This window comes from Agromyces litoreus (genome assembly GCF_040496015.1).
Lineage (GTDB): Bacteria > Actinomycetota > Actinomycetes > Actinomycetales > Microbacteriaceae > Agromyces > Agromyces litoreus.
Genome location: NZ_JBEPKA010000020.1, coordinates 1 through 23,103 on the forward strand (window position 1 = coordinate 1; position 23,103 = coordinate 23,103).

The window sequence follows — 23,103 nt, forward strand, 5'->3', positions numbered from 1 at the left end:
GGGGAACCGGCCTCGTCCTCGACCACGAGGAACACGCCGGAGGGCGGCGTGAACTGCGCGGGATCCGGCCAGGTGGGGCGGTACTCGCCCTGCTCCGCGGGGAACCCGGCGGCACGCTCGGCGAAGTAGCCGTCCAGCAGCCGATGCGCGTCGGGGTCGGTCACGGCGGCGTCGCGGAAGCGGAGCATGGGCCCAGCCTAGGCGCGCGCGCCCGGTTGCTAGGGTGAGTGCCGTGACGATCACGGTGGCGGTCGCGGGCGCGACGGGGAAGATGGGGCGCCTCGCGACCCGGCTGATCGATGAGGCCGAGGACCTCGAGCTGCACGCCGGCCTCGACTCGGGTTCGAGCCTCGACGAGCTGTCCGGCGCCGACGTCGTGCTCGACGTCACGCATCCCGCGGCGAGCCACGCGATCGTCGAGGCCGCGATCGACGCGGGTGCCGCGGTCGTGGTCGGCACGTCCGGATGGTCCCGCGAGCGCATCGCCGAGATCGAGGTCCGGCTGCGCGACTCGGCGTCCACCGGCGGCATCCTGTTCGTCCCCAACTTCTCGGTCGGCAGCGTCCTCGGCACGGCGTTCGCCGCGTTCGCCGCGCGCCACTTCGACTCCATCGAGATCGTCGAGGCGCACCACGCCGGCAAGGTCGACTCGCCGTCGGGCACGGCCGTCCGCACCGCGGAGCTCATCGCGGCCTCGCGCGGCGAGCTCGGACCGGTCTCGGCGCCGCACGCCGACCAGCGCGCCCGGGGTCAGCTCGTCTCCGGCGTGCCGATCCACAGCCTCAGGATGGACGGCGTGCTCGCCGACCAGCGCGTCGTGCTCGGGGGAGCGGGCGAGACCCTCCAGCTCGTGCACACGACGACCGCGTCGACCGCCTACGAGGCCGGGATCCTCCTGGCGCTGCGCACCGCCCCCGAGGCGGAGGGCGTGACCGTCGGGCTCGACGCCCTGCTCGGCCTCGATCTTCCCGGCGACCGATGAGCGGTGCGAAGCTCGGCGCCGTCGTGATGGCGGTGCTGCTGGGCCTCTACGTCGTCCTCGTCGGCTGGCGGGCCGTGCAGTTCGTGCTCACCGGCGAACCCGTGGCCGTCGCCATGGGCGTCGCGCTCATCGTCCTCCCGCTGATCGCGGCCTGGGCGATCTGGCGCGAGTTCGCGTTCGGTGCGCGATCCCAACGGCTCGTCCGACGCCTCGACGCCGAGGGCGGACTCGACCTCGGCCTCCCGGTGCGTCCGAGCGGGCGACCGGAGCGGGCGGCGGCGGATGCCGCGTTCCCCGAGTTCCGCGCCGCCGTCGAGGCCGAGCCGGAATCATGGCGAGCATGGCTGCGCCTCGGACTCGCGTACGACGCGGCCGGTGATCGCCGGCGCGCCCGCGGCGCGGTGCGCCGGGCTATCGAACTGGAGCGGGCTCAGGGCTGAGCAGCGCGTCGATGGCCGACTCGACCGTCGGGTGCCGGAACCGGAAGCCGTCGTCGATGAGGCGCTGCGGCCGCACCTTCTGGCTGGCCAGGAGCAGGTCGTCGGCGGCCTTCCCGAGCGCGGCCTCGAGCACGCGCTCCGGCACCGGGATCACGTACGGCCGGTGCATCCGCTCGGCCAGCGCCGCCATGATGCGATCGGCGGTCGCCGGCGTCGGACCGACCAGGTTCACCGGACCCGACAGGTGGGAGTCGAGCAGGTGCATGATCGCGCCGACCTCGTCGTCGATGCCGATCCACGGCCAGTGCTGCCCGCCCGTTCCGAGCCGGCCCGACACGCCGAGGGAGGTCAGGAGCCGGATCCGCTGCATCGCGCCACCCGGGCCGACGACGATCCCGGAGCGGAACATCACGGTCCTGGTCTCGGGCGGGGCGAGCTTCGCCGCGGCCTCCCATCGCGCGACGACGTCGGCGAGGAAGCCCGTGCCGACCGACGAGTGCTCGGTGAGCAACTCGCCCGGCCGGTCGCCGTAGAAGCCGACCGCGGACGCGCTGAGGAACACCGACGGCGGCGTGCGGGCCTTGCGCATCGCATCGGCGAGCGTGCGCGTCGAGTGCACGCGGGATTCGAGGATCTCGTCGCGCCAGCGCCGCGTCCAGGGCAGCCGGGCCAGCGACGCGCCCGAGAGGTTCAGGACCGCGTCGACGCGATCCATCACGGTGAAGTCGATGATGCCCGAGCCGGGCGACCACGACACCTCGTCCGCGGCCTGCTTCCGCCGGCGCACCAGTCGCACGACCTCGTGGCCGTCGGCGACCAGCCGGTCGCGGACGGCGCTGCCGATGACCCCGGAGGCCCCTGCGACGAGGACCCGCACCGCTACGCGAGCTCCGCCTCGATCGTGATGGCGGTGCCGCCGAGCGCCTTCGAGATGGGGCAGTTCGTCTTCGCGTCGTCGGCGAACGCCTCGAACTCGACCTCGGTGATGCCCGGCACGCGCGCGCTCACGAGCAGGTGACTGCCGGTGACGCCCTCACCGGGCTGGAAGGTCACCGCCGCAGTGGTCTGGATGGACTCCGGCTCGTGGCCGGCCTCGGTGAGGATGTTGGAGAGCGCCATCGAGAAGCAGGCCGAGTGCGCCGCGGCGAGGAGCTCCTCGGGATTCGTCGTGCCGGCCTCGCCCTCGGCGCGCGCCTTCCAGTTCACGGAGAACTCCGCGACCTTCGACGAATCGAGGCGCGTGGTGCCCGAACCCTCGAACAGGCTCCCCGTCCAGACCGTGGTCGATTCGCTCGTCAGTGCCAATGGGTCCTCCTCCTCGAGCCGGGCTCCCAGCCTATCGAGCAGCGGTCGCGGGCGGCAGTCGCAACCGGGGGCGCGTCGCGGCCGACGGATCAGGCGGGACGGATGACGCGTGCACGGACGAGCAGCAGGTAGAGCCGGCATCCGAGGCAGTAGCCGAACACCGCGTTCAGGAACGACGCGACGAACGCGGCGGCCGCCGCGATCGGCACGGCGGCGGGGACGCCGACGAGGCCGAGCACGACGCCGGTCCCGCTCACGACGAGCCCGACCAGCTGGGCGAACGTCGGCGGACGCGGGTCCTCCGTCTCCGCCGGCGGAGCCAGCCGGGGCCGGACGGCGGCGCGGAACAGCACGCCGAACGGATGGCGGGCGACGCCGGCGAGCGCGCCCCACGCGAACAGCAGGGCGAGGGCGCCCAGCAGCGCGAGGGCGGCGGTGGCCGCGCCGGCGACGCCGAGCAGCACCGTGACGAGGAGGAGACCCGAGGTGATCGCGGCGGAGAAGCGCGGCCCGCGGGGATCGATGCCGGGCGGCGGGACCGACGTCGTCAGCGCGGCGGGCTCAGGCGGGGTGCGGGACACGGGACCTCCGGGTGATCGGGTCGATGACCTCGCGAAGCTCGTGGACGCGCGGCGCCCCCGTCACCCGCGCGATGGCGCGGCCGTCGGCGTCGAGGACGAGCACCGTCGGCGTCTGCGTCACGCGGAAGGCGTCGGCGAGATCGGGGCGATGGGTGAGGTCGACGTCGAGGTGACGGACCCCGTCGTACTCGGCCGCCAGCGCGCCGAGCGCCCGCGACGCCGCCGGGCAGCGGCTGCAGTACTCGGTCGAGAACTGGACGAGCGTCGCGTCGGCGCCGAACGCGTCGGCGTCCCGGCCCAGTGCGTCGGCGTCGCGGAGGGTCGTGACCTCGGTCGTGCGCTCCCGCCGGCTCCGGTGCGCGGCGATCCGCCGCACCCGGCCGTCCCGGAGGCGCCAGACCGCGCCGAGCGCCGCGGCGGTCGCGGGCAGGCCGAGCCCGACGACGAGGACCGGCACGAACTCCATGCCACGAAGGCTACGGCGGGCCCCCGCGTCGGGCATCCCGTGTGACGCCCGGTGACGGGGTGACGCGACATCCGCCTCGCCCTGCCGGCGGTCGGCCGCGTCGGGCGTAGCCTTGACGCCGTGGCCAGCGCGATCCCCACCCCGTACGAAGACCTCCTCCGCGACGTGCTCGAGCACGGCACGCCGAAGTCGGACCGCACCGGCACCGGGACGCGCAGCGTGTTCGGCCGGCAGATCCGGTTCGACCTCGCGGAGGGCTTCCCGCTCATCACCACCAAGCGGGTGCACTTCAAGTCCATCGCGTACGAGCTGCTGTGGTTCCTCCGCGGCGACGCGAACGTGCGCTGGCTCCAGGAGCACGGCGTCACGATCTGGGACGAGTGGGCCGACGACTCGGGCGAGCTCGGTCCCGTGTACGGGGTGCAGTGGCGCAGCTGGCCGACCCCGTCCGGCGGCCATGTCGACCAGATCGCGCAGGTGATCGAGCAGATCCGCTCGAACCCGGACTCGCGCCGGCTCATCGTGTCGGCGTGGAACCCGGCCGACATCCCCGACATGGCGCTCGCACCGTGCCACGCGATGTTCCAGTTCCACGTCGCCGACGGCCGGCTCTCGTGCCAGCTCTACCAGCGCAGCGCCGACATGTTCCTCGGCGTGCCGTTCAACATCGCCTCGTACGCGCTGCTCACCCACATGGTGGCCCAGCAGGCCGGGCTCGAGGTCGGCGACTTCGTCTGGACCGGCGGCGACTGCCACGTCTACGACAACCACGTCGAGCAGGTGCGGCTCCAGCTCGGACGCGACCCGTTCCCGTCCCCGACGCTGCGGATCGCCCGCCGCCCCGACTCGATCGACGGCTACCGCTTCGAGGACTTCGAGGTGCTCGGCTACGAGCACCACCCGGCGATCCGCGCCGCGGTCGCCGTATGACCGCGGCCGGCCCCTCGTCACCGGGCCCGACCCCGGGCCCCGGCATCGGGCTGATCTGGGCCGAGGCGCACGGCGGCGTGATCGGCGCCCGCGGCGGCATGCCATGGCACGTGCCAGAGGACCTCGCGCACTTCAAGCGCACGACCGACGGTGCGCCGGTCGTGATGGGTCGACGCACCTGGGACTCGCTGCCGCCACGGTTCCGGCCGCTGCCGGGGCGCGCGAACATCGTGGTGACGCGGCAGGCCGACTGGCGCGCCGACGGGGCCGTGCGCGCGGGGTCCGTCGAGGAGGCACTCGGGCTGGCGGCATCCGACGCCGACGACCGCATCTGGGTGATCGGCGGCGCCGACCTGTTCGCCCGCACGATCGGACTCGCCGACCGCCTGGTCGTCACCGAACTCGACCTCGACGTCGACGGCGACACCTTCGCCCCGGACCGCTCGGCGTGGCAGGTCGTCGCAGCGGATCCGGCGACCGGATGGCGCGCCTCCCGCACGGGCATCCGGTACCGCTTCCTCACGCTCGCCCGCTCGCCCGCTCGCCGCGCGGTGTGGTCGGAGGACGTCATCGGGCGGCCCGGGGGAGCGCGAGCCGATAGCCTGTAGGGCGTGAGTGCAGACAATCCGTTCGGCCAGGTGCTCGTCGCGCTCGTCACGCCCATGACGGCGGACGGCGAAGTGGACTGGCCGGCCGTCGAGAAGCACATCGACGACGTCATCACCGCGGGCGCCGACGGCATCGTCGTCACCGGCACGACGGGGGAGACCTCCACGCTCACCGACCCCGAGAAGATCCGCCTCGTCGAGGTCGGCAAGGACGTCGCGGCGGGGCGCGCGAAGATCATCACGGGCGGCGGGTCGAACGAGACCGCGCACGCGATCGAGCTCTACCGGGCCAGCGAGCAGGCCGGCGCCGACGGCATCATGATCGTCACGCCGTACTACAACAAGCCCACTCAGGCGGGCATCCTCACGCACTTCCGCCTCGTCGCGGACGCGACCGACCTGCCCGTCATCCTCTACGACATCCCGGGCCGAACCGGCGTGCCGATCAGGTACGAGACGATCCTGCGCCTCGCCAAGCACCCGAACATCCTCGCCATCAAGGATGCCAAGGGCGACTTCAGCGAGGTCAGCCGCGTGCTGAACCAGACCGACCTGATGTACTTCTCCGGCGACGACGCGAACGTGCTCCCGCACCTCGCGATCGGCGCCACGGGCCTCATCGGCGTGACGGCGAACATCGCGCCCGCGCCGTACCGCGCGATCGTCGACGCCGTGAACCGCGGCGACCTGGCGGCCGCCACGGCCGAGCACATGCGGCTCGAGCCGCTCGTGCGCGCGGTGATGACCCACGTGCCCGGCACCGTCGCGGCGAAGTACATCCTGCACGGCCTGGGCCGCATCGGCAGCCCGCGCGTGCGCCTGCCCCTCGTCGGGCCCGAGGAGTGGGAGGCCGCGCTCATCGAGGACGAGCTCGACCTCGTGCAGGGCGTGCCCGGCGCCGACTTCCGCAACTTCCGCCCCGACCGGAACGCCGCCGCCGGCGGCGCGCTGCCGAAGGTGGCCGGGACGACCCGCTGACCCACGGCCGGGAGGCGCGGCGCCGACTGCGAGCCGCCGCCGGCCCCGGCCCCGAGACATCCGCGACCACGAGGGTCGCACCGAACTGAACACCGAACGTGAGGAGGGCCCATGCCCGACGACATCATCGACCCCGAGCCGCTCGAACCGGGCACGCTGCGGGTCATCCCCATCGGCGGCCTCGGCGAGGTCGGCCGCAACATGACGCTGTTCGAGATCGACGGCAAGCTGCTGATCGTCGACTGCGGCGTGCTCTTCCCCGAGGAGCACCAGCCGGGCGTCGACCTGATCCTGCCCGACTTCGGGTTCCTGCGCGAGCGGCTCGACGACGTCGTGGCCGTCGTGCTCACGCACGGTCACGAGGACCACATCGGGGCCGTGCCGTACCTGCTCAAGCTGCGCGCCGACATCCCGCTCGTGGGTTCGCAGCTCACGCTCGCGCTCGTCGAGGCGAAGCTCAAGGAGCACCGCATCGCGCCGTACACCCTCACCGTGAAGGAGGGGGCGCAGGAGCGGCTCGGGCCGTTCGAGCTCGAGTTCGTCGCGGTCAACCACTCGATCCCGGACGCGCTCGCGGTCGCGATCCGGACCGAGGCCGGCACCGTGCTCGCCACCGGCGACTTCAAGATGGACCAGCTCCCGCTCGACGGGCGGCTGACCGACCTGCGCGAGTTCGCGCGCCTCGGCGAGGAGGGCGTCGACCTCTTCCTCGTCGACTCGACCAACGCCGACGTGCCCGGCTTCACGCCGCTCGAGCGATCGATCGGTCCGGTGCTCGACGAGGTGATCGCGCGCTCGCCGCGCCGGGTCATCGTCGCGAGCTTCTCGAGCCACGTGCACCGCGTGCAGCAGGTGCTCGACGCCGCGCACCAGAACGGCCGGCGCGTGGCGCTCCTCGGCCGCTCGATGGTGCGGAACATGACGATCGCCGCCGACCTCGGCTACCTGAAGGTGCCCGAGGGCGTGCTCGTCGACTACAAGAAGGCCGGCGACATCCCCGACGACCGGATCGTCTACATGTCGACCGGGTCGCAGGGCGAGCCGATGGCGGTCCTGAGCCGGATGGCGAACCGCGACCACCAGATCGAGATCGGCGAGGGCGACACGGTGATCCTCGCCTCCAGCCTGATCCCCGGCAACGAGAACGCCGTGTACCGCGTGATCGACGGCCTCACGAAGCTGGGTGCGAACGTCGTGCACAAGGGCAACGCGAAGGTCCACGTCTCCGGCCACGCAGCCGCGGGCGAGCTGCTGTACTGCTACAACATCCTGCAGCCGCGCAACGTCCTGCCCGTGCACGGCGAGTACCGACACCTCGTCGCCAATGCGCGGCTCGCGCGCGACACGGGCATCCCGGCCGAGCGCACGTTCATCGCCGAGAACGGCACCGTGCTCGACCTGCGCGACGGCGAGGTGCGCGTCGCGGGCCAGCTCGACCTGGGCTTCGTGTACGTCGACGGCTCCACGGTCGGCGAGATCACCGATGCAGATCTGAAGGACCGCCGCATCCTCGGCGAGGAGGGCTTCATCTCGATCATCGTGGTCGTGGACGCCTCGACCGGCCGGGTCATCGTCGGACCCGAGATCCACGCGCGCGGCTTCGCGGAGGACGACGCGGTGTTCGAGGACGTCAAGCCGAAGATCGTCGCCGCGCTGGCGGATGCCGCGAAGCACGGGGTGCGCGACCCGCACGCCCTGCAGCAGACCGTGCGGCGCACCGTCGGCAGCTGGGTGAACCGCCGCCTCCGCCGCCGGCCGATGCTCGTACCGCTCGTCATCGAGGCGTAGCGCCGACGGCCGCGACCGCTGCGGCCCCCGGGCGACGGATGCCCCGGCATCCGTCGCCCGAAACATCCCGGAAACGGCCGCCGCGTACCATCCGTGCATGGCGGCCTTCTCCATCCGGCCCGCGGGTCCCGCGGACGGCGGCTTCCTCGCCGACATGGTCGTCGAGGCGGCGAACTGGCGGGCGGGTGCGACGCGTCCGCGTCCCGCGGTGCTCTCGGACCGGCGCCACGCGGCCTACGTCTCCGGATGGCAGCGGCCGGCCGATCGCGGCGTGCTCGCCGTCGATCCGGAGGATCGGCCCGTCGGCGCGGCCTGGTACCGGCTGTTCGCGGCCGACCGACCGGCTGCGGGCTTCATCGCGACCGGGGTGCCCGAGCTGATCATCGGCGTCCGCCCGCTGTGGCGCGCCCAGGGCGTCGGTCGCGCGCTGCTGCGCGCCCTCACCGACGACGCCCGTTCCCGCGGCTACGCGCGGCTGGCGCTGTCGGTCGAGCACGGCAACTTCGCGCACGACCTGTACCGCTCCGAGGGCTTCGCGGTCGTCGCGACGGCCGACGGGCGCGACACGATGGTCCGCCGCCTCGCCTGATGCGGCGGACGCCGAGCACCTCGCCGTGAGGTGGCCCGTCCCCGCCTCGGTCACCCGACACTCGTGGACGCTGCGCGCCGCCGTCGGCGGCGGGCCGTAACGTGGAACCCATGGCTACGAGCACGAAGTCGAACGGGCGCGCCCCGCGCTCGTCCGGGCGCGGCTCGTCGACGCGCACCGCACCCACGAAGAAGCTGCCGGCGCAGCGCTCCTCGTCGCGCACCACGCGCAGCGCGACGGCGAAGCCGGAGAGCGAAGGGCTGCTGGTCCGCGCCTGGATGGGCCTCGCCCACCTCACCGGCGCCGCCGCCCGAGCGCTCGGGCCCGAGACGCTCTCGAAGGAGGAGCGTCGCGACGGCCTCCCGTTCTTCATCGTCCTGCTCGCGGTGTCGGGCGCGATCGTCGAGTGGTTCTTCATCAACGACGACCTGGCGCGCTCGCTCGACGCCTACACGTTCGGGGGGCTCTTCGGTCGCGTGGCCTTCGCCCTGCCGGTGGTGATGCTGGTCTTCGCCGTGTGGCTCTTCCGCCACCCGAGCTCGGTGCACGACAACACGCGCATCGGCATCGGACTCGGCATGCTGCTGATCACCGTGTCGGCGCTCTGCCACCTCTTCGGCGGCCAGCCCGAGCCGAGCGAGGGCATGCCGGTGCTCGCCCAGGCGGGCGGCATCCTCGGCTGGATGCTCGCCGCGCCGCTGGTCCTGCTCATCACCGACACCGGCGCGGCCGTCGTGCTGGTGCTGCTCGCGCTGCTGTCGCTGCTCATCCTGACCAAGACGCCGCCGAACCGGATTCCGCAGCGCTTCCGCGAGCTCTACGAATGGCTCTTCGGTGCGATCGACGATGAGGCGGACGACGCCTCGGAGCGGTCCTCGAAGGCCGACGCGACGTCCCGCACGGCCTCCAAGCGCCGCGGCAAGGGGCAGCGCAGCGAACAGGTCGAACTCGACGGGGTCGACGACGAGGAGGCGCCGTCGGGCGGACTCCTGCCGTGGTGGCGGCGGAACGCGTCGAACCGCGAGGAGGACCCGGAGTTCGCGGAGTCCGGGGCGGAGGGCATCACCGAGGTGTTCGGCGCCGGCTCGGCGGCCGGCAGCTTCGAGACCCCGCTCGAGGGGGTCACGCCGGCCGATCCGTACGGCGCGGGCGTGATCGACGACCTCGAGCGCGCCGAGTCCGCGCTGCAGCGCTTCACGGGTGAGGTCCCGGCCGGCGGCACGGCCCTCCGCGGCGACGACGCCGCGGCGACGCAGGCGATCGCCCCGGCGGGCGCGGCCGGAGCGGCGCCCGCCCCGGTCGCGGTCGGCGGTGCCCCCGCCGCCGCACCGGGCGCGCCCGCACCCGAGGGGGAGGCGGACGCCGACCAGCCGGACCGTCCCTACCACCTCCCCGCCGCGTCGACCCTCGCCGCCGGCGCCCCGGCGAAGACCCGCTCCGCGGTCAACGACGAGGTCGTGCGGCAGATCACCGGCGTGCTCGAGCAGTTCGGCGTCGACGCGAAGGTCACCGGCTTCTCGCGCGGCCCGACGGTCACCCAGTACGAGATCGAGCTGGGCCCCGGCGTGAAGGTCGAGCGGGTCACCGCGCTGTCGAAGAACCTCGCGTACGCGGTCGCCTCGAACGAGGTGCGCATCCTCTCGCCGATCCCCGGCAAGTCGGCGATCGGCGTCGAGATCCCGAACGCCGACCGTGAGACGGTGACGCTCGGCGACGTCCTGCGCTCCGGTGCCTCCGTCAACGCGAAGCATCCGATGACCATCGGCGTCGGCAAGGACGTCGGCGGTGGGTACGTCGTGGCGAACCTCGCGAAGATGCCCCACCTGCTCGTGGCGGGCTCCACCGGCTCGGGCAAGTCGAGCTTCGTGAACTCGATGATCACCAGCCTGCTGATGCGGGCGAAGCCCGCCGACGTGCGGATGGTGCTCATCGACCCGAAGCGCGTCGAGCTCGCGCCGTACGCGGGGGTGCCGCACCTGATCACCCCGATCATCACGAACCCGAAGAAGGCGGCCGAGGCGCTGCAGTGGGTCGTCAAGGAGATGGACATGCGGTACGACGACCTCGCGTCGTTCGGGTTCCGCCACATCGACGACTTCAACCAGGCCGTCGTCAACGACGAGATCAAGCTGCCGCAGGGGAGCGAGCGCAAGCTCAAGCCGTACCCGTACCTGCTCGTCGTCGTCGACGAGCTCGCCGACCTCATGATGGTCGCGCCGCGCGACGTCGAGGACTCGATCGTCCGCATCACCCAGCTGGCCCGTGCGTCGGGCATCCACCTGGTGCTGGCGACGCAGCGACCGTCGGTCGACGTCGTCACGGGCCTGATCAAGGCCAACGTGCCCTCGCGGCTGGCCTTCGCGGTGACGAGCGTCACCGACAGCCGCGTCATCCTCGACCAGCCGGGTGCTGACAAGCTGATCGGCCAGGGCGACGCGCTCTTCCTGCCGATGGGGGCCTCGAAGCCGATCCGCGTGCAGGGCGCGTGGGTCACCGAGCACGAGATCGACCGCGTCGTGAAGCACGTGACGCGCCAGGCGCGCCCGGAGTACCGGAAGGACGTCGAGGCTGCCGTCGAGAAGAAGGAGATCGACTCCGACATCGGCGACGACCTCGAGCTGCTGCTCGCGGCGGCCGAGCTGGTCGTCTCGACGCAGTTCGGATCGACCTCGATGCTGCAGCGCAAGCTGCGCGTCGGGTTCGCGAAGGCCGGCCGGCTCATGGACCTGCTGGAGTCGCGCGAGATCGTCGGGCCGTCCGAGGGGTCGAAGGCGCGCGATGTCCTGGTGACGCCCGAACAGCTCCCGGGCGTGCTCGCGAAGCTGCGCGGCGAGGAGCCCGCGCCGGCACCGGCCGCCGCGCCGGCCCCCGCACCGGCACCGGGCGCGTCGACCGGCGAGGTCGCCCCGCCGTCGCCCGCCCCCGCACCGGCCGCCGCCGACGACCGCTACGACGATCCGGTGGGTCGCGAACCTGCGGGACTCGAAGAGGTCGACGGCGGATCGGACGAGGACGCCTGGGGCCTGACCGGCCGCGACTGAGCGACGGATAGGCTGGGGCCATGACCGCTCCGGAGCGCCCCGATCGCACGTCGAACTGGAACCTGCCGAACGCGATCACGGTCGTCCGCATCGTCATGGCGCCGGTGTTCTTCTGGCTGCTGCTCGCCGACGGCGGCGCCGACGGGCCGATGCGGTGGTGGGCCGCGGTCATCTTCATCGTCGCGATCTCGACCGACTGGGTCGATGGGCACCTGGCCCGTTCGCGCGGCCTCGTCACCGACCTGGGGAAGATCCTCGATCCGATCGCCGACAAGCTGCTCACCAGCGGTGCACTCGTCTGCCTGTCGATCCTCGGCGAGCTCTGGTGGTGGGTGACGATCCTCATCGTCGTGCGCGAGGTCGGCATCACGGTGTGGCGCCTGATCGAGCTCCGGCGCGGCACCGTCGTCCCCGCGTCGTCGGGCGGGAAGGCGAAGACGTTCGCCCAGGCGATCGCGATCTCCCTCTTCCTCACGCCGCTCTGGACGATCGTGGGCGACTGGATCCTCTGGGTCAACTGGGCCGCCATGGCGGTCGCCCTCGCGCTCACGGTGTGGTCCGGACTGCTGTACGTGCGCGACGCGATCCGCCTCGCCCGCGAGCACCGCGCCGAGTCGCGGTAACGGGTCCGGATGCGCGGGCACCGGTCGGCGGACCATCCGGAGGTCGCTGCCGCCGTCACCGAGCAGGTGGCCGACGCCGCACTCCGGGACGTGACGGCGAGCCTGATCGCGGAGCTCGTCGCGCGGGACCTGCGGATCGCCGTCGCCGAGTCCCTCACCGGCGGCCTCCTCTGCGCCGAACTGACCCGGATCCCCGGCGCCTCGCGCGCCGTCAGCGGTGCGGTCGTCGCCTACGCGACTCCCGTCAAGCACACGCTGCTGTCCGTGCCCGCCGAACTGCTGGCCGAGCGCGGACCGGTCGATCCGGAGGTGGCCCGGCGGATGGCCGAGGGCGTGCGGCACGCGGTCGCCGTCGACGGCGATGATGCGGACGTCGGCATCGCCACCACGGGTGCGGCCGGCCCCGACCCGCAGGACGGCGCTGCACCGGGCACGGTCTTCGTCGGGATCGCCTGGCCGGGCGGCAGCGTCGCGGTGCCGCTCCGGTTCGAGGGTGATCGTGGGGAGGTCCGTCGGGCGACGGTCGAGGCGGCCGTCCGCGAGACCCTCGCGCGCGTGATCGGGCTTCCGGCCGGTCGCTGAGCCGCACGCGAGCGCACCCGGCACGGCGGCCTCAGCGGGGCGTCATCCGGTAGCGGTGCTCCGGCCTGCCCGCGGTCCCGTAGCGCGGTGCGACGTCGGCGGCGCCGACCGCGACGAGATGCTCCAGATAGCGCCGGGCGCTCACCCGCGACATCCCGACGGACTCGGCGATCTCGGCCGCCGAGGCGTCGACCTCGCACGCCGCGAGGTCGGCTTCGACCCGGTCGAGCGTGATCGGCGACAGGCCCTTCGGCAGCGGTGGCGCGGCGACGGCGGTGCCGAGCAGCCGGTCGACCGCCCCCTGGTCGAGCTCGGCGGCGACCTCCACGCGGTCGGCCAGCAGTCCGCGCCGGACCTCATCGAGCCGCTTGGCGAGGCTGGCGCGCGAGAACGGCTTGACGAGGTAGTGCCGAACGCCGAGCTGACGGGCGCGTCGGACGGTGTCGAGGTCGCGCGCGGCGGTCACCGCGACCACCTCGACGTCGTCGCCGATCGCGCGGAGCCGGCGCAGCACGTCCAGTCCGCCGAGGTCGGGGAGGTAGACGTCGAGCAGCACGAGGTCCGGGCGGTGCCGGGCGACGGCCCGCAGGGCCTCGGAGCCGGTGTGCGCCTCGGCGACGACGGTGAACCCGGGCACGGCGTCCACGAAGGCCCGGTTGACCCGGGCCACGGCGAGGTCGTCGTCGACGATGACGACGCGGAGGTCGCTCATGAGCGCTGCGCCTCGCGTCGGGTCGCCGCGCCGTCGAGCGCAGGGGCGGACGCTCGCCGGCGCGCCGACGCATCGGACCCCGCCGACCGGCCCGGAACCGGCAGGTCCACGGTGAATCGGGCCCCTCCGTCCGGACCCCGTTCGACGTGCGCCTCGCCGCCGAGCCGACGCGCGACGCGTCGGACGATCGTGAGGCCGATCCCGCGACGCGCCTTGCCGCCGGCGGGGGACTTCCCCGTGACGTCCGGTTCGAAGATCGCGGCCCGCAGCTCCGCCGGCACGCCCGGTCCGTCGTCGTCGACGCGGACTTCGATCGCGCCCGGAGCCCGGTCGTCGCGGATGCTCGCCGTGACGCGGCCGCCCAGGACGCAGGCCTCGACCGCATTGTCGAGCAGGTTGCCGACCACGGTCACGAGGTCGGTGCGGAAGTCGGCGTCCTCGATCGGGGCGAGGTGGGAATCGGGGTCGAGCTCGAGCTCGATGCCGAGCTCGTGCGCGAGCGAACGCTTGGCCAGCACGAGGGCGGCCGTCTCGACGTCGGCGATGCCCGCGCGATCGGCGAGCGTGGACAGCGGGCCCCCGCCGCCCACGCGTTCGATGTAGGCGATGGCGGCATCGACGTCGCCGAGCTCGAGCAGGCCGCTCACGACGTGGAGCGTGTTGGAGAACTCGTGCGACTGTGCCCGGAGGCCGTCGGCGAGCCCCTGGGCGCCCTGCAGCTCGCGGAGCACGGCCTCGAGCTCGGTGCGATCCCGGAGGATCGCGATGGAGCCGATCTCGCGACCGTCGACGCGGACCCGGTCGCTGTGCACGAGGAGCACGCGCTCGCCCGAGAGCACCAGCGTCTCCGGTTCCTGGCCGGCGGCGATGACGCCGGCGAGCTCCGGGTCGACGACGTCCGCGACGGGTCGTCCGAGCACCGCATCGGGCTCCGCGATCTCGAGCAGCCGCGCCGCGGCGTCGTTCACGAGCACGAGTCGATCGCGCTCGTCGACGGCGACGAGCCCTTCGCGGATCCCGTGCAGCATTGCCTGCCGCGTCTCGAGCATGCCCCGGATCTCGTCGGGCTCCAGCCCGTAGATGCGCCGCCGGATGACCCGTCCGATCCACGCCGAGCCGACGACGCCCGCGAGTGCGGCGACGGCGAGGGCGGCGAGCAGCCCGCCGAGGCCGCCGAGGAAGTCGGCGCGCAGCTCGGACTCCAGGATGCCGACCGAGACCTGGCCCATGACCTCGCCGTCGTCGTCGAAGATCGGCACCTTGACCCGCCACGACGGGCCGAGCGTGCCCGTCTGCGTGCCGACGTAGACCTGGCCGGACAGCGGGATGGTCGGGTCGGTCGAGACCGGCTCGCCGATCCGGTCCGGGTTCGGGTGCGAGTAGCGGATGCCCGCGGCATCCGTCACGACGACGTACGTGACGTCGGAGGCGTTGCGCACCACCTCAGCGACCGGCTGGATGACGGCGCTCGGATCGTCGTCGTCGAAGGCGCCGAGGATGACCGGCAGCCGCGCGACCGACTGGGCGACCGCGATCATGCGGTCCTGGTAGGCCTCGCGGAGCTGGTGCTCCTGGATGAGCATCGCGGTGACGCCGGTCCCGACGACGGTCACGAGCACGATCGCGACCTGCAGCAGCAGCAGCTGCATCCCCAGCGTCATCGACCGGCCCACCGCACAATTCTGCCGCACGCCGCGGCGCCCCCGGCGCCCCCGCCCGTGACCGATACGACCGAAACGTCCGCAACGACCGATACCTCCCTTACGACCGCAACGTCCTCCGCTGTGCCGGGCCGCCCTAGCGTCGGGACTCCGGATCGTCCGCCCGGCGAAGAGGCCGGGCACTCGAGGAGGAGCATTGCGATCACACACCCGGCCGTCCCCTGCGGCCATCCCCGTCCGAACCCGCTCGCGCGGCGTCCGCGCCGCCGTCGCCGGCCTCGGCCTCGTCTCGGCACTCGGCCTCGCGGCGTGCGCCTCGCCGGCCGCATCGTCGGAGTCGGGCCCCGAGGCCGCCGCGTCGCTCGACGCGGTCAACGTCATCGCCCCCGCCGACCCCGGCGGCGGCTGGGACCAGACCGCTCGATCGATCGCGCAGGTCCTGACCGACGAGGGCCTCGTCGGCTCGGCACCCGTCCAGAACATCGGCGGCGCCGGTGGCACGGTGGGCCTGGCCTCCCTCGCGAACGAGAAGGACCCCGAGACGCTCATGATCACCGGCCTGGTGATGGTCGGCGCGGTCGAGACCAACGCCTCGCCGGTGCGCATCGAGGACATGACGCCGATCGCCCGGCTCACGGAGGAGGCGCTTGTGCTCGTCGTGCCGGACGAGTCGCCGTACCGGAGCACGGAGGAGCTGGTCGAGGCCATCGTCGAGCAGGGCGCCGCGATCTCCGTCACGGGCGGCTCGGCCGGCGGTGCCGACCACATCCTCGCCGGGATGCTCGTGACCGAGGCGGGGGTCGACCCGGCCGACGTCCCCTCCACGCTCAACTACATCCCGAACTCGGGTGGCGGTGAGGCGGTGACGATGCTGCTCGGCAACACGGTGCAGGCCGGCATCTCGGGGGTCGGCGAGTTCGTCGAGCAGATCGAGGCGGGGGAGCTCCGCGCACTCGCGGTCTCGTCGCCCGAGCGCGTCGACCTGCTCCCGGACACCCCGACGCTCGGCGAGGAGGGCTACGACGTCGAGCTCACGAACTGGCGCGGCCTGCTGGCGCCGGGGGGCATCTCCGAGGCGGATGCCGACGCGCTGCGCGACCTGGTGACGGACCTGCACGCGACGGGCGCCTGGACCGACACGCTCGAGCTGAAGGGCTGGGCGGACGCGTTCCTGGTCGGCGACGACTTCTCGAGCTTCCTCGACGGCAACATCGACGAGGTCTCGCAGACGCTGCAGACGATCGGCCTGGTCTCCCGGTGACCGGATCGTCCCCGGCCCCCTCCGGCGCGTTCGCGCCGGAGGGGGCCCTCCCGCCCCGGGCGGTCCCCGTCGGCGAGTTCGCGTTCGCGGGCGCCGGACTGCTCGTCGGCGTCGGCACGATCCTGGGCGCCGGCGCCATCCGGGTGCCGCCGGGATCGGCGAGCGTGCTCGGTCCCCGCGCGTTCCCGTACGCCGTCGGCGCGCTGCTCGTGCTCGCCGCGATCGCCGTGCTCGTCGGACTGCTCCGCGGGCGTCGCGGCGTCCCCGACGACGGCGAGGACGTCGATCCCGACGCGCCGACCGACTGGGCGACGGTGGCCAAGCTCGTCGTCGTCTTCCTCTCGCAGCTCGTGGTCATCGAGTTCGCCGGCTGGCCGATCGCCGTCGCCGTCGTGTTCGGCGGCGCGGCCATCGCGCTCGGCGCGTCCCGCCGGTGGGCGGCCCTCGGCATCGGCCTCGCGCTCGGCGTGGCCACCCAACTCGTCTTCGGCACCTGGCTCGGGCTCTCGCTGCCCGCCGGTCCCCTCCTGAACTGGATCCCGATCTTCCATGGATAGCCTCACCGCCCTGCTCGAGGGCTTCGCGACCGCCATCCAGCCGCAGTACCTGCTGACCGCGTTCTTCGGCGTGTTCATCGGCACCGCGGTCGGGGTCCTGCCCGGCATCGGTCCGGCGATGACGGTGGCACTGCTGCTGCCCCTGACCTACACGCTCGACCCGACCGGCGCGATCATCCTGTTCGCCGGCATCTACTACGGCGGCATGTACGGCGGCTCGACCACCTCGATCCTGCTCAACACGCCCGGGGAGTCCGCGTCCATCGTGACGGCGCTCGAGGGCAACCGGATGGCCAAGGCCGGTCGTGGCGCGGCCGCGCTCGCGACGGCGGCCATCGGATCGTTCGTCGCCGGGACGGTCGCCACCCTGCTGCTCACCTTCCTCGCCCCCGGCATCGCGAGGCTCGCGGTCCAGTTGGGACCCGCGGACTACTTCGCGCTCATCGTCGTGGCGTTCCTCACGGTCGGCGCGCTGCTCGGGTCGAGCGTCCCGCGCGGGCTGGTCTCGCTCGGGTTCGGCCTCGTGCTCGGGCTCGTCGGAACGGAGGTCCTCTCCGGACAGCAGCGCTACACGCTGGGCGTCCCGAGCCTCGCCGACGGCATCGACGTGGTGCTCATCGCCGTCGGGCTCTTCGCCGTCGGCGAGACGCTCTACGTCGCGTCGCGACTGCGTCACGGTTCGGTGCGGGTCATCCCGGTCGACCGCGGATGGCGCAGCTGGCTCTCGCGCGACGACCTCCGGCGCTCGTGGAAGCCCTGGTTGCGCGGCACCGCGATCGGCTTCCCGATCGGCACGATCCCGGCGGGCGGCGCGGACGTCGCGACCTTCCTCTCGTACGCCGCGGAGCGGCGCCTGGCGAAGGGCGCGGCACGCGCGCAGTTCGGACGGGGTGCGATCGAGGGCGTGGCCGGCCCGGAGTCGGCGAACAACGCGGCCGCGGCCGGCGTGCTCGTGCCGCTGCTCACGCTGGGCCTGCCCACCACGGCCACCGCCGCGATCATCATCTCGGCGTTCCAGTCGTACGGCATCCGCCCGGGTCCGCTGCTGTTCGAGAACCAGTCGGGGCTGGTCTGGGCGCTCATCGCGAGCCTCTACATCGGCAACGTGCTGCTCATCGTGCTGAACCTGCCGCTGGTCGGGATCTGGGTGAAGGTGCTGCGCATCCCCCGGCCGTACCTGTACGCGGGCATCCTCGCGTTCGCGGGGCTCGGCGCCTACGCGCTCCACTTCAACGTGGTCGACACGCTCACGCTGATGGCCGTCGGGTTCGTCGGGTTCCTGATGCGACGGTACGGGTACCCGGTCGCGCCGATGGTCGTCGGCGGCATCCTCGGGCCCATGGCGGAGGAGCAGCTCCGGAAGTCGATGGCCATCAGCCAGGGCGACCCGACGTACCTCGTGCACAGCCCGTTCGCGATCGTCGCGTACGGCACGCTCGCGGTGATCGTGGCGACGGGCGTGTGGCTGAAGCGACGGCGGGCGCGACTCGAGTCCTCTCCGGCGCTGGTGCCGACCGGGGCGATCCCGACCGCGGACGCGCCGCCGCCCGCCGAGGCAGACCCGGCACGCGGGAACGCCGCGGGCGGGGAATAGCCCGCGTGAACTCCCTGTTACAGGTAGCGGTTTCAGAGCAAAACACCAGTGACCACGGGTAGGCTCGGTGAACGGGAAGAGGCGCTAGACTGACCTCCCCGCACCGGCCCGGGCAACGGGGTCGCAGGCAGACGAGGGAGGTTCCGATGGTTCTGGTTCGACAGGAGATCGGCGACGTGCTGAGGGACTTCCGCCTGCAGAAGGGCCGCACCCTCCGCCAGGTCGCCAGCAAGGCGAGCGTCGCGCTCGGCTACCTCAGCGAGGTGGAGCGCGGCCAGAAGGAGGCCTCGAGCGAGATCCTCGCGTCCGTCGCGGACGCGCTCGACACTCCCATCTCCGTGATCATGCACGAGGTCGGCGACCGCATCGCGGTGCTGGAGGGGCTCAGCGCCCCGTCGGTGCCCGACAGCCTCCCCGACGAGCTGGTTGCGGAGTTCGACGCGGACATGATGGTCCGCTGATCCAGCGTTCTCGTGAACGGCCGGTCCGCGGACCGGCCGTTCGCATGTCCGGAGGTGCCCGTGAAGCGAAGTGAGTTCGCGCTCGCGGTCGAGCAGGAGTTCGGCCCCGGGTACGGCGACGTGGTCGTGAGCGACCTCGTGCTCGTCGACCTCGGCAACCGCACGGCCCGCGAGGCGCTCGCGGCGGGCATGCCGCCGCGCGACGTGTGGAGCGCGCTGTGCGCCGCGACCGACGTCCCGGAGGAACGGCGCCACGGCGTCGGCCGGCCCGAGCCGGGGGAGCGTTCCAACCGCTGATCGGGTGACCGAAGACGCGTTCGACACGCCGATCCCGGCATCGAACATCCGTTCGGTTGCTGCGCTAGGCTCCTCACCAACGGAGGGGATGACGCGATCATCCACATCGGCGGCCGACCAGCCGCGGATGTCGGTGGCCGGCCGTACGGTCGGATGCGTCGGAACATTCCGCAACCGCCTTGTCGCGAGACGTGCCGGGTCACGGCCAAGCACGCGGAAACGACAGCCTAGAGGCAGCCGTCACCCACACGAAGGAGCACCGATGCCATCTCCCGCAGACCGCGAGAAGGCCCTCGAGACCGCACTCGCCCAGATCGACCGACAGTTCGGCAAGGGGTCGGTGATGCGCCTCGGGAGCGAGGAGCGCGCGCCGGTCGAGATCATCCCGACCGGGTCGATCGCCCTCGACGTCGCGCTCGGCGTCGGCGGTCTTCCGCGAGGCCGCATCATCGAGATCTACGGTCCGGAATCGTCCGGTAAGACCACCCTGACCCTCCACGCCATCGCGAACGTGCAGCGCGCGGGCGGGATCGCCGCGTTCATCGATGCGGAGCATGCGCTCGACCCCGAGTACGCGAAGAAGCTCGGCGTCGACATCGACGCGCTCCTCGTGTCGCAGCCCGACACGGGTGAGCAGGCGCTCGAGATCGCCGACATGCTCGTGCGCTCCGGCTCGATCGACCTCGTCGTGATCGACTCGGTCGCCGCGCTCGTGCCCCGTGCCGAGATCGAGGGCGAGATGGGCGACTCCCACGTCGGCCTCCAGGCGCGCCTCATGTCGCAGGCGCTGCGCAAGCTCACCGGTGGGCTCAACCAGACCAAGACCACGGCCATCTTCATCAACCAGCTCCGCGAGAAGATCGGCGTCTTCTTCGGCAGCCCGGAGACCACCGCGGGCGGCAAGGCGCTGAAGTTCTACGCCTCGGTGCGTCTCGACATCCGGCGCATCGAGACGCTGAAGGACGGCGGCGACGCCGTCGGCAACCGCACTCGCGTCAAGATCGTGAAGAACAAGATGGCGCCGCCGTTCAAGCAGGCCGAGTTCGACATCCTCTTCGGCGTCGGCATCTCGCGCGAGGGCAGCCTCATCGACTACGGCGTCGACCAGGGCATCGTGAAGAAGTCGGGGGCCTGGTACACCTACGACGGCGACCAGCTCGGGCAGGGCAAGGAGAACGCCCGCAACTTCCTCCTGCAGAACCCCGACATCGCGGCCGACATCGAGACGAAGATCCTCACGAAGCTCGGCATCGGCCTCCCGGCCGGCGCGGCGGCTCCCACGCCGGTCGCCAAGGTCGAGCCGATCGCGGCCAAGCGCAAGGGCGCGTAGCGGGCGAACGCATGGGCGACCAGGGCAACGAGCGGCTCGCGCCGGTCACCTACCTGCCGTGGGTGGTGTCGTCGGAGGACTCCGACGCCGCCACCCCGGCGGCGTCCGCGCGCGCCGCGCGCGCCGCGCGCGCGGCGGGTCCCGACCGCAGGCCCTCGGTCGCCGTGGCCGACGACGAGACCGGTCCCGAGCGCGACGACCGGATCGACCGGATGATCGTCGGCCGGCTGCGCCGCTCGTCGCTGTCCGTCGCCGAAGTCCGCGCCATCCTCGTCGAGCACGGCCTCGACCCGATCGAGGTCGAGGAGTGGGTCGAACGATACGAGCGGCTCGGCTACCTCGACGACCGGCGCCTCGCGGAGCAGCTCGTGCACAGCCACGGCGCGCGCCGCGGTCGGGGCAGCGGCGCGCTCCTGCATGAACTCGGTCGCCGGGGCATCGACGACGACCTCGCCCGCGAGGCGGTCGAGGCGCTCGATCCCGACGTCGAGTTCGAGCATGCGCTGGCGATCGCCGAGCGCCGGGCCCGGCAGCTCGCCGGCCTGGATCGCGTGGTCGCCGAGCGCCGCCTCGCGGCGTTCCTCATGCGACGCGGCTACGGCTCCGAACTCGTGCGGCGCGCGGTCGCGGTCGCGCTCGACGCCGAGGCCGATGCCGGCGGCCTCCGCTGACGGCGGGGGCCGGACGCACGGCTCGTAGACTGGTGCGATCATGAGCACCATGCACGAGGCGATGCCCGCGACCGCGGAGCCCGACGCCGCACCCACGGCCACGCCGCGCACCTACGAGGTCCGCACTTACGGCTGCCAGATGAACGTGCACGACTCCGAGCGACTCAGCGGGTCGCTCGAGGCTGCGGGCTACGTGCCCGCCGACGGCGCGGAACCCGACGTCGTGGTCATCAACACGTGCGCGGTGCGCGAGAACGCCGACAACAAGCTCTACGGGAACCTCGGCCACCTGGCCGGCGTCAAGCGCCGCCACGAGGGCATGCAGATCGCCGTCGGCGGCTGCCTCGCCCAGAAGGACAAGAACGTCATCCTCGAGAAGGCGCCGTGGGTCGACGTGGTGTTCGGCACGCACAACATGGGGTCCCTGCCGAGCCTGCTCGAGCGAGCCCGGCACAACGACGAGGCGCAGCTCGAGATCCTCGACGCGCTCGAGGTCTTCCCGTCCACGCTGCCCACCAAGCGCGACTCCACCTACTCCGGCTGGGTCTCCATCTCGGTCGGCTGCAATAACACCTGCACGTTCTGCATCGTTCCGGCCCTGCGCGGCAAGGAGAAGGACCGTCGGCCGGGCGAGATCCTCGCCGAGGTCCAGGCACTCGTCGACGACGGCGCCGTCGAGGTGACCCTGCTCGGGCAGAACGTGAACTCCTACGGCGTCGAGTTCGGCGACCGGCAGGCCTTCGGCAAGCTCCTCCGCTCCGCCGGCGGGATCGACGGGCTGGAGCGCATCCGCTTCACGAGCCCGCACCCGGCCGCGTTCACCGATGACGTCATCGACGCCATGGCCGAGACGCCGAACGTCATGCCGCAGCTGCACATGCCGCTGCAGTCGGGATCCGACCGGATCCTGAAGGCCATGCGCCGCTCCTACCGCTCCGAGAAGTTCCTCGGCATCCTCGACCGTGTCCGGGCGAGGATCCCGAACGCCGCCATCTCGACCGACATCATCGTCGGCTTCCCCGGTGAGACCGAGGAGGACTTCCGGGAGACCCTGCGGGTGGTCGAGGCCGCGCGGTTCGCGTCGGCGTTCACCTTCCAGTACTCGATCCGTCCCGGCACGCCCGCGGCGACCATGGACGACCAGGTGCCCAAGGAGGTCGTGCAGGACCGCTACGAGCGCCTCATCGCGCTGCAGGAGCGCATCTCGTGGGAGGAGAACCGGAAGCTCGTCGGCACCCCCGTCGAGGTGCTGGTCTCGACGGGGGAGGGCAAGAAGGACGCCGAGACCCACCGGATGAGCGGGCGCGCCGAGGACAGCCGCCTCGTGCACTTCGAGCTGCCGGAGGGATCCGACGTCCCCCGTCCGGGAGACGTGGTCTCCGTCGAGATCACGCAGGCGGCGCCGTTCCACCTGCTCGCCGACTCGGTCGACGGCGCGCCGCTGCGGATCCGACGCACGCGCGCCGGCGACGCCTGGGATCGCGCGCAGGCGGAGAGCTGCGGCATCCCCGCTGCGGCGGGCCCGACGTCCGCGGCCGGCCCGGTGTCGCTCGGCCTTCCCACCCTCCGCATCGGAGGCGAGCCGCTGACGAGTCCGGGCGTCGGCACCATGCCGATCTACGACCCCGCCGACGGCCAGCGCTGAC

The 23,103-nt window shown here is 72.6% G+C and carries 24 protein-coding genes and 1 pseudogene; 18 read left to right on the forward strand and 7 right to left on the reverse strand.

Annotation, left to right across the window (positions count from 1 at the left end; all coding sequences use genetic code 11):
* Positions 1–188, reverse strand: a pseudogene (locus ABME01_RS13770) (GNAT family N-acetyltransferase); the annotation flags it as partial.
* A gap of 44 nt (positions 189–232) precedes the next feature.
* On the opposite strand from ABME01_RS13770, the gene dapB reads away from it, so the two are divergent.
* Complete coding sequence (gene dapB, locus ABME01_RS13775) at positions 233–982, forward strand: 4-hydroxy-tetrahydrodipicolinate reductase (protein ID WP_353828997.1); 750 nt, start codon at positions 233–235, stop codon at positions 980–982.
* Positions 979–1,422: a hypothetical protein gene (locus ABME01_RS13780; RefSeq protein ID WP_353828998.1), complete on the forward strand. Its 444-nt coding sequence runs from the start codon at positions 979–981 to the stop codon at positions 1,420–1,422. The genes dapB and ABME01_RS13780 overlap by 4 nt, the downstream gene beginning before the upstream one ends.
* On the opposite strand, the gene ABME01_RS13785 is transcribed toward ABME01_RS13780, so the two are convergent.
* The 4 genes from ABME01_RS13785 to ABME01_RS13800 form a co-directional block, all read right to left on the reverse strand.
* A complete protein-coding gene (locus ABME01_RS13785; RefSeq protein ID WP_353828999.1) occupies positions 1,394–2,299 on the reverse strand; it encodes a TIGR01777 family oxidoreductase in 906 nt (301 codons plus the stop codon). The two genes, ABME01_RS13780 and ABME01_RS13785, sit on opposite strands and share 29 nt — an antisense overlap.
* Positions 2,300–2,301: 2 nt before the next feature.
* Positions 2,302–2,727, reverse strand: coding sequence for an OsmC family peroxiredoxin (locus ABME01_RS13790; protein WP_353829000.1), 426 nt, complete (start codon positions 2,725–2,727; stop codon positions 2,302–2,304).
* 89 nt (positions 2,728–2,816) lie between these two features.
* On the reverse strand, positions 2,817–3,308 hold the full coding sequence (locus ABME01_RS13795; RefSeq protein WP_353829001.1) for a DUF4395 domain-containing protein: 492 nt from the start codon (positions 3,306–3,308) through the stop codon (positions 2,817–2,819).
* Positions 3,289–3,774, reverse strand: coding sequence for a thioredoxin family protein (locus ABME01_RS13800; protein WP_353829002.1), 486 nt, complete (start codon positions 3,772–3,774; stop codon positions 3,289–3,291). The genes ABME01_RS13795 and ABME01_RS13800 overlap by 20 nt, the downstream gene beginning before the upstream one ends.
* Positions 3,775–3,894: 120 nt before the next feature.
* Here ABME01_RS13800 and ABME01_RS13805 point away from each other — a divergent pair, with 120 nt between their 5' ends.
* The 8 genes from ABME01_RS13805 (at position 3,895) to ABME01_RS13840 (ending at position 12,913) form a co-directional block, all read left to right on the forward strand.
* Positions 3,895–4,704: a thymidylate synthase gene (locus ABME01_RS13805; RefSeq protein ID WP_353829003.1), complete on the forward strand. Its 810-nt coding sequence runs from the start codon at positions 3,895–3,897 to the stop codon at positions 4,702–4,704.
* Positions 4,701–5,312: a dihydrofolate reductase gene (locus ABME01_RS13810; RefSeq protein ID WP_353829004.1), complete on the forward strand. Its 612-nt coding sequence runs from the start codon at positions 4,701–4,703 to the stop codon at positions 5,310–5,312. Before ABME01_RS13805 ends, ABME01_RS13810 begins: the two co-directional genes overlap by 4 nt.
* Before the next feature lie 3 nt (positions 5,313–5,315).
* Positions 5,316–6,290 (forward strand): 4-hydroxy-tetrahydrodipicolinate synthase, encoded by a 975-nt coding sequence (gene dapA / locus ABME01_RS13815; protein ID WP_353829005.1) that lies wholly within the window; start codon positions 5,316–5,318, stop codon positions 6,288–6,290.
* Between the two features lie 111 nt (positions 6,291–6,401).
* Positions 6,402–8,078 (forward strand): ribonuclease J, encoded by a 1,677-nt coding sequence (locus tag ABME01_RS13820; RefSeq protein WP_353829006.1) that lies wholly within the window; start codon positions 6,402–6,404, stop codon positions 8,076–8,078.
* A gap of 97 nt (positions 8,079–8,175) precedes the next feature.
* A complete protein-coding gene (locus ABME01_RS13825; RefSeq protein ID WP_353829007.1) occupies positions 8,176–8,667 on the forward strand; it encodes a GNAT family N-acetyltransferase in 492 nt (163 codons plus the stop codon).
* 110 nt (positions 8,668–8,777) lie between these two features.
* Positions 8,778–11,708 (forward strand): FtsK/SpoIIIE family DNA translocase, encoded by a 2,931-nt coding sequence (locus ABME01_RS13830; RefSeq protein WP_353829008.1) that lies wholly within the window; start codon positions 8,778–8,780, stop codon positions 11,706–11,708.
* Between the two features lie 20 nt (positions 11,709–11,728).
* Positions 11,729–12,331, forward strand: a complete 603-nt coding sequence (gene pgsA, locus ABME01_RS13835) for a CDP-diacylglycerol--glycerol-3-phosphate 3-phosphatidyltransferase (RefSeq protein ID WP_353829009.1) — start codon at positions 11,729–11,731, stop codon at positions 12,329–12,331.
* 9 nt (positions 12,332–12,340) lie between these two features.
* Positions 12,341–12,913, forward strand: coding sequence for a CinA family protein (locus tag ABME01_RS13840; RefSeq protein WP_353829010.1), 573 nt, complete (start codon positions 12,341–12,343; stop codon positions 12,911–12,913).
* 31 nt (positions 12,914–12,944) lie between these two features.
* On the opposite strand, the gene ABME01_RS13845 is transcribed toward ABME01_RS13840, so the two are convergent.
* Together ABME01_RS13845 and ABME01_RS13850 are read right to left on the reverse strand one after the other, a co-directional pair.
* Positions 12,945–13,625 (reverse strand): response regulator, encoded by a 681-nt coding sequence (locus ABME01_RS13845; protein ID WP_353829011.1) that lies wholly within the window; start codon positions 13,623–13,625, stop codon positions 12,945–12,947.
* A complete protein-coding gene (locus tag ABME01_RS13850; RefSeq protein ID WP_353829012.1) occupies positions 13,622–15,298 on the reverse strand; it encodes an ATP-binding protein in 1,677 nt (558 codons plus the stop codon). Before ABME01_RS13850 ends, ABME01_RS13845 begins: the two co-directional genes overlap by 4 nt.
* Positions 15,299–15,482: 184 nt before the next feature.
* On the opposite strand from ABME01_RS13850, the gene ABME01_RS13855 reads away from it, so the two are divergent.
* The 8 genes from ABME01_RS13855 (at position 15,483) to miaB (ending at position 23,102) form a co-directional block, all read left to right on the forward strand.
* Entirely contained in the window at positions 15,483–16,547 is a 1,065-nt protein-coding gene (locus ABME01_RS13855) for a Bug family tripartite tricarboxylate transporter substrate binding protein (RefSeq protein WP_353829013.1), read from the forward strand.
* Positions 16,544–17,104, forward strand: a complete 561-nt coding sequence (locus ABME01_RS13860) for a tripartite tricarboxylate transporter TctB family protein (RefSeq protein WP_353829014.1) — start codon at positions 16,544–16,546, stop codon at positions 17,102–17,104. Before ABME01_RS13855 ends, ABME01_RS13860 begins: the two co-directional genes overlap by 4 nt.
* Positions 17,097–18,698: a tripartite tricarboxylate transporter permease gene (locus ABME01_RS13865; RefSeq protein WP_353829015.1), complete on the forward strand. Its 1,602-nt coding sequence runs from the start codon at positions 17,097–17,099 to the stop codon at positions 18,696–18,698. Before ABME01_RS13860 ends, ABME01_RS13865 begins: the two co-directional genes overlap by 8 nt.
* Positions 18,699–18,844: 146 nt before the next feature.
* Positions 18,845–19,159 carry a helix-turn-helix domain-containing protein gene (locus ABME01_RS13870; RefSeq protein WP_092670580.1) on the forward strand — a complete coding sequence of 105 codons (315 nt, stop codon included), beginning with the start codon at positions 18,845–18,847 and terminating at the stop codon, positions 19,157–19,159.
* Positions 19,160–19,219: 60 nt separating this feature from the next.
* Positions 19,220–19,456: a DUF3046 domain-containing protein gene (locus ABME01_RS13875; RefSeq protein ID WP_353829016.1), complete on the forward strand. Its 237-nt coding sequence runs from the start codon at positions 19,220–19,222 to the stop codon at positions 19,454–19,456.
* A 262-nt stretch (positions 19,457–19,718) separates the two neighbouring features.
* On the forward strand, positions 19,719–20,786 hold the full coding sequence (gene recA / locus ABME01_RS13880; protein WP_353829017.1) for a recombinase RecA: 1,068 nt from the start codon (positions 19,719–19,721) through the stop codon (positions 20,784–20,786).
* 11 nt (positions 20,787–20,797) lie between these two features.
* Positions 20,798–21,457 carry a regulatory protein RecX gene (locus tag ABME01_RS13885; protein WP_353829018.1) on the forward strand — a complete coding sequence of 220 codons (660 nt, stop codon included), beginning with the start codon at positions 20,798–20,800 and terminating at the stop codon, positions 21,455–21,457.
* Positions 21,458–21,497: 40 nt separating this feature from the next.
* The gene (gene miaB, locus ABME01_RS13890) at positions 21,498–23,102 is read left to right on the forward strand and encodes a tRNA (N6-isopentenyl adenosine(37)-C2)-methylthiotransferase MiaB (protein WP_353829019.1); all 1,605 of its coding nucleotides are present in this window, start codon (positions 21,498–21,500) and stop codon (positions 23,100–23,102) included.
* Position 23,103: the final 1 nt, after the last annotated feature.

What these genes read in the sequence shown, in the direction of transcription:
- ABME01_RS13780 (WP_353828998.1), top strand. Translation starts at nt 979, where the DNA reads ATGAGCGGTGCGAAGCTCGGCGCCGTCGTGATGGCGGTGCTGCTGGGC.
- ABME01_RS13800 (WP_353829002.1), bottom strand. Translation starts at nt 3,774, where the DNA reads ATGGAGTTCGTGCCGGTCCTCGTCGTCGGGCTCGGCCTGCCCGCGACC.
- ABME01_RS13810 (WP_353829004.1), top strand. Translation starts at nt 4,701, where the DNA reads ATGACCGCGGCCGGCCCCTCGTCACCGGGCCCGACCCCGGGCCCCGGC.
- ABME01_RS13820 (WP_353829006.1), top strand. Translation starts at nt 6,402, where the DNA reads ATGCCCGACGACATCATCGACCCCGAGCCGCTCGAACCGGGCACGCTG.
- ABME01_RS13825 (WP_353829007.1), top strand. Translation starts at nt 8,176, where the DNA reads ATGGCGGCCTTCTCCATCCGGCCCGCGGGTCCCGCGGACGGCGGCTTC.
- ABME01_RS13830 (WP_353829008.1), top strand. Translation starts at nt 8,778, where the DNA reads ATGGCTACGAGCACGAAGTCGAACGGGCGCGCCCCGCGCTCGTCCGGG.
- pgsA (WP_353829009.1), top strand. Translation starts at nt 11,729, where the DNA reads ATGACCGCTCCGGAGCGCCCCGATCGCACGTCGAACTGGAACCTGCCG.
- ABME01_RS13840 (WP_353829010.1), top strand. Translation starts at nt 12,341, where the DNA reads ATGCGCGGGCACCGGTCGGCGGACCATCCGGAGGTCGCTGCCGCCGTC.
- ABME01_RS13845 (WP_353829011.1), bottom strand. Translation starts at nt 13,625, where the DNA reads ATGAGCGACCTCCGCGTCGTCATCGTCGACGACGACCTCGCCGTGGCC.
- ABME01_RS13865 (WP_353829015.1), top strand. Translation starts at nt 17,097, where the DNA reads ATGGATAGCCTCACCGCCCTGCTCGAGGGCTTCGCGACCGCCATCCAG.
- ABME01_RS13870 (WP_092670580.1), top strand. Translation starts at nt 18,845, where the DNA reads ATGGTTCTGGTTCGACAGGAGATCGGCGACGTGCTGAGGGACTTCCGC.
- recA (WP_353829017.1), top strand. Translation starts at nt 19,719, where the DNA reads ATGCCATCTCCCGCAGACCGCGAGAAGGCCCTCGAGACCGCACTCGCC.
- ABME01_RS13885 (WP_353829018.1), top strand. Translation starts at nt 20,798, where the DNA reads ATGGGCGACCAGGGCAACGAGCGGCTCGCGCCGGTCACCTACCTGCCG.
- miaB (WP_353829019.1), top strand. Translation starts at nt 21,498, where the DNA reads ATGAGCACCATGCACGAGGCGATGCCCGCGACCGCGGAGCCCGACGCC.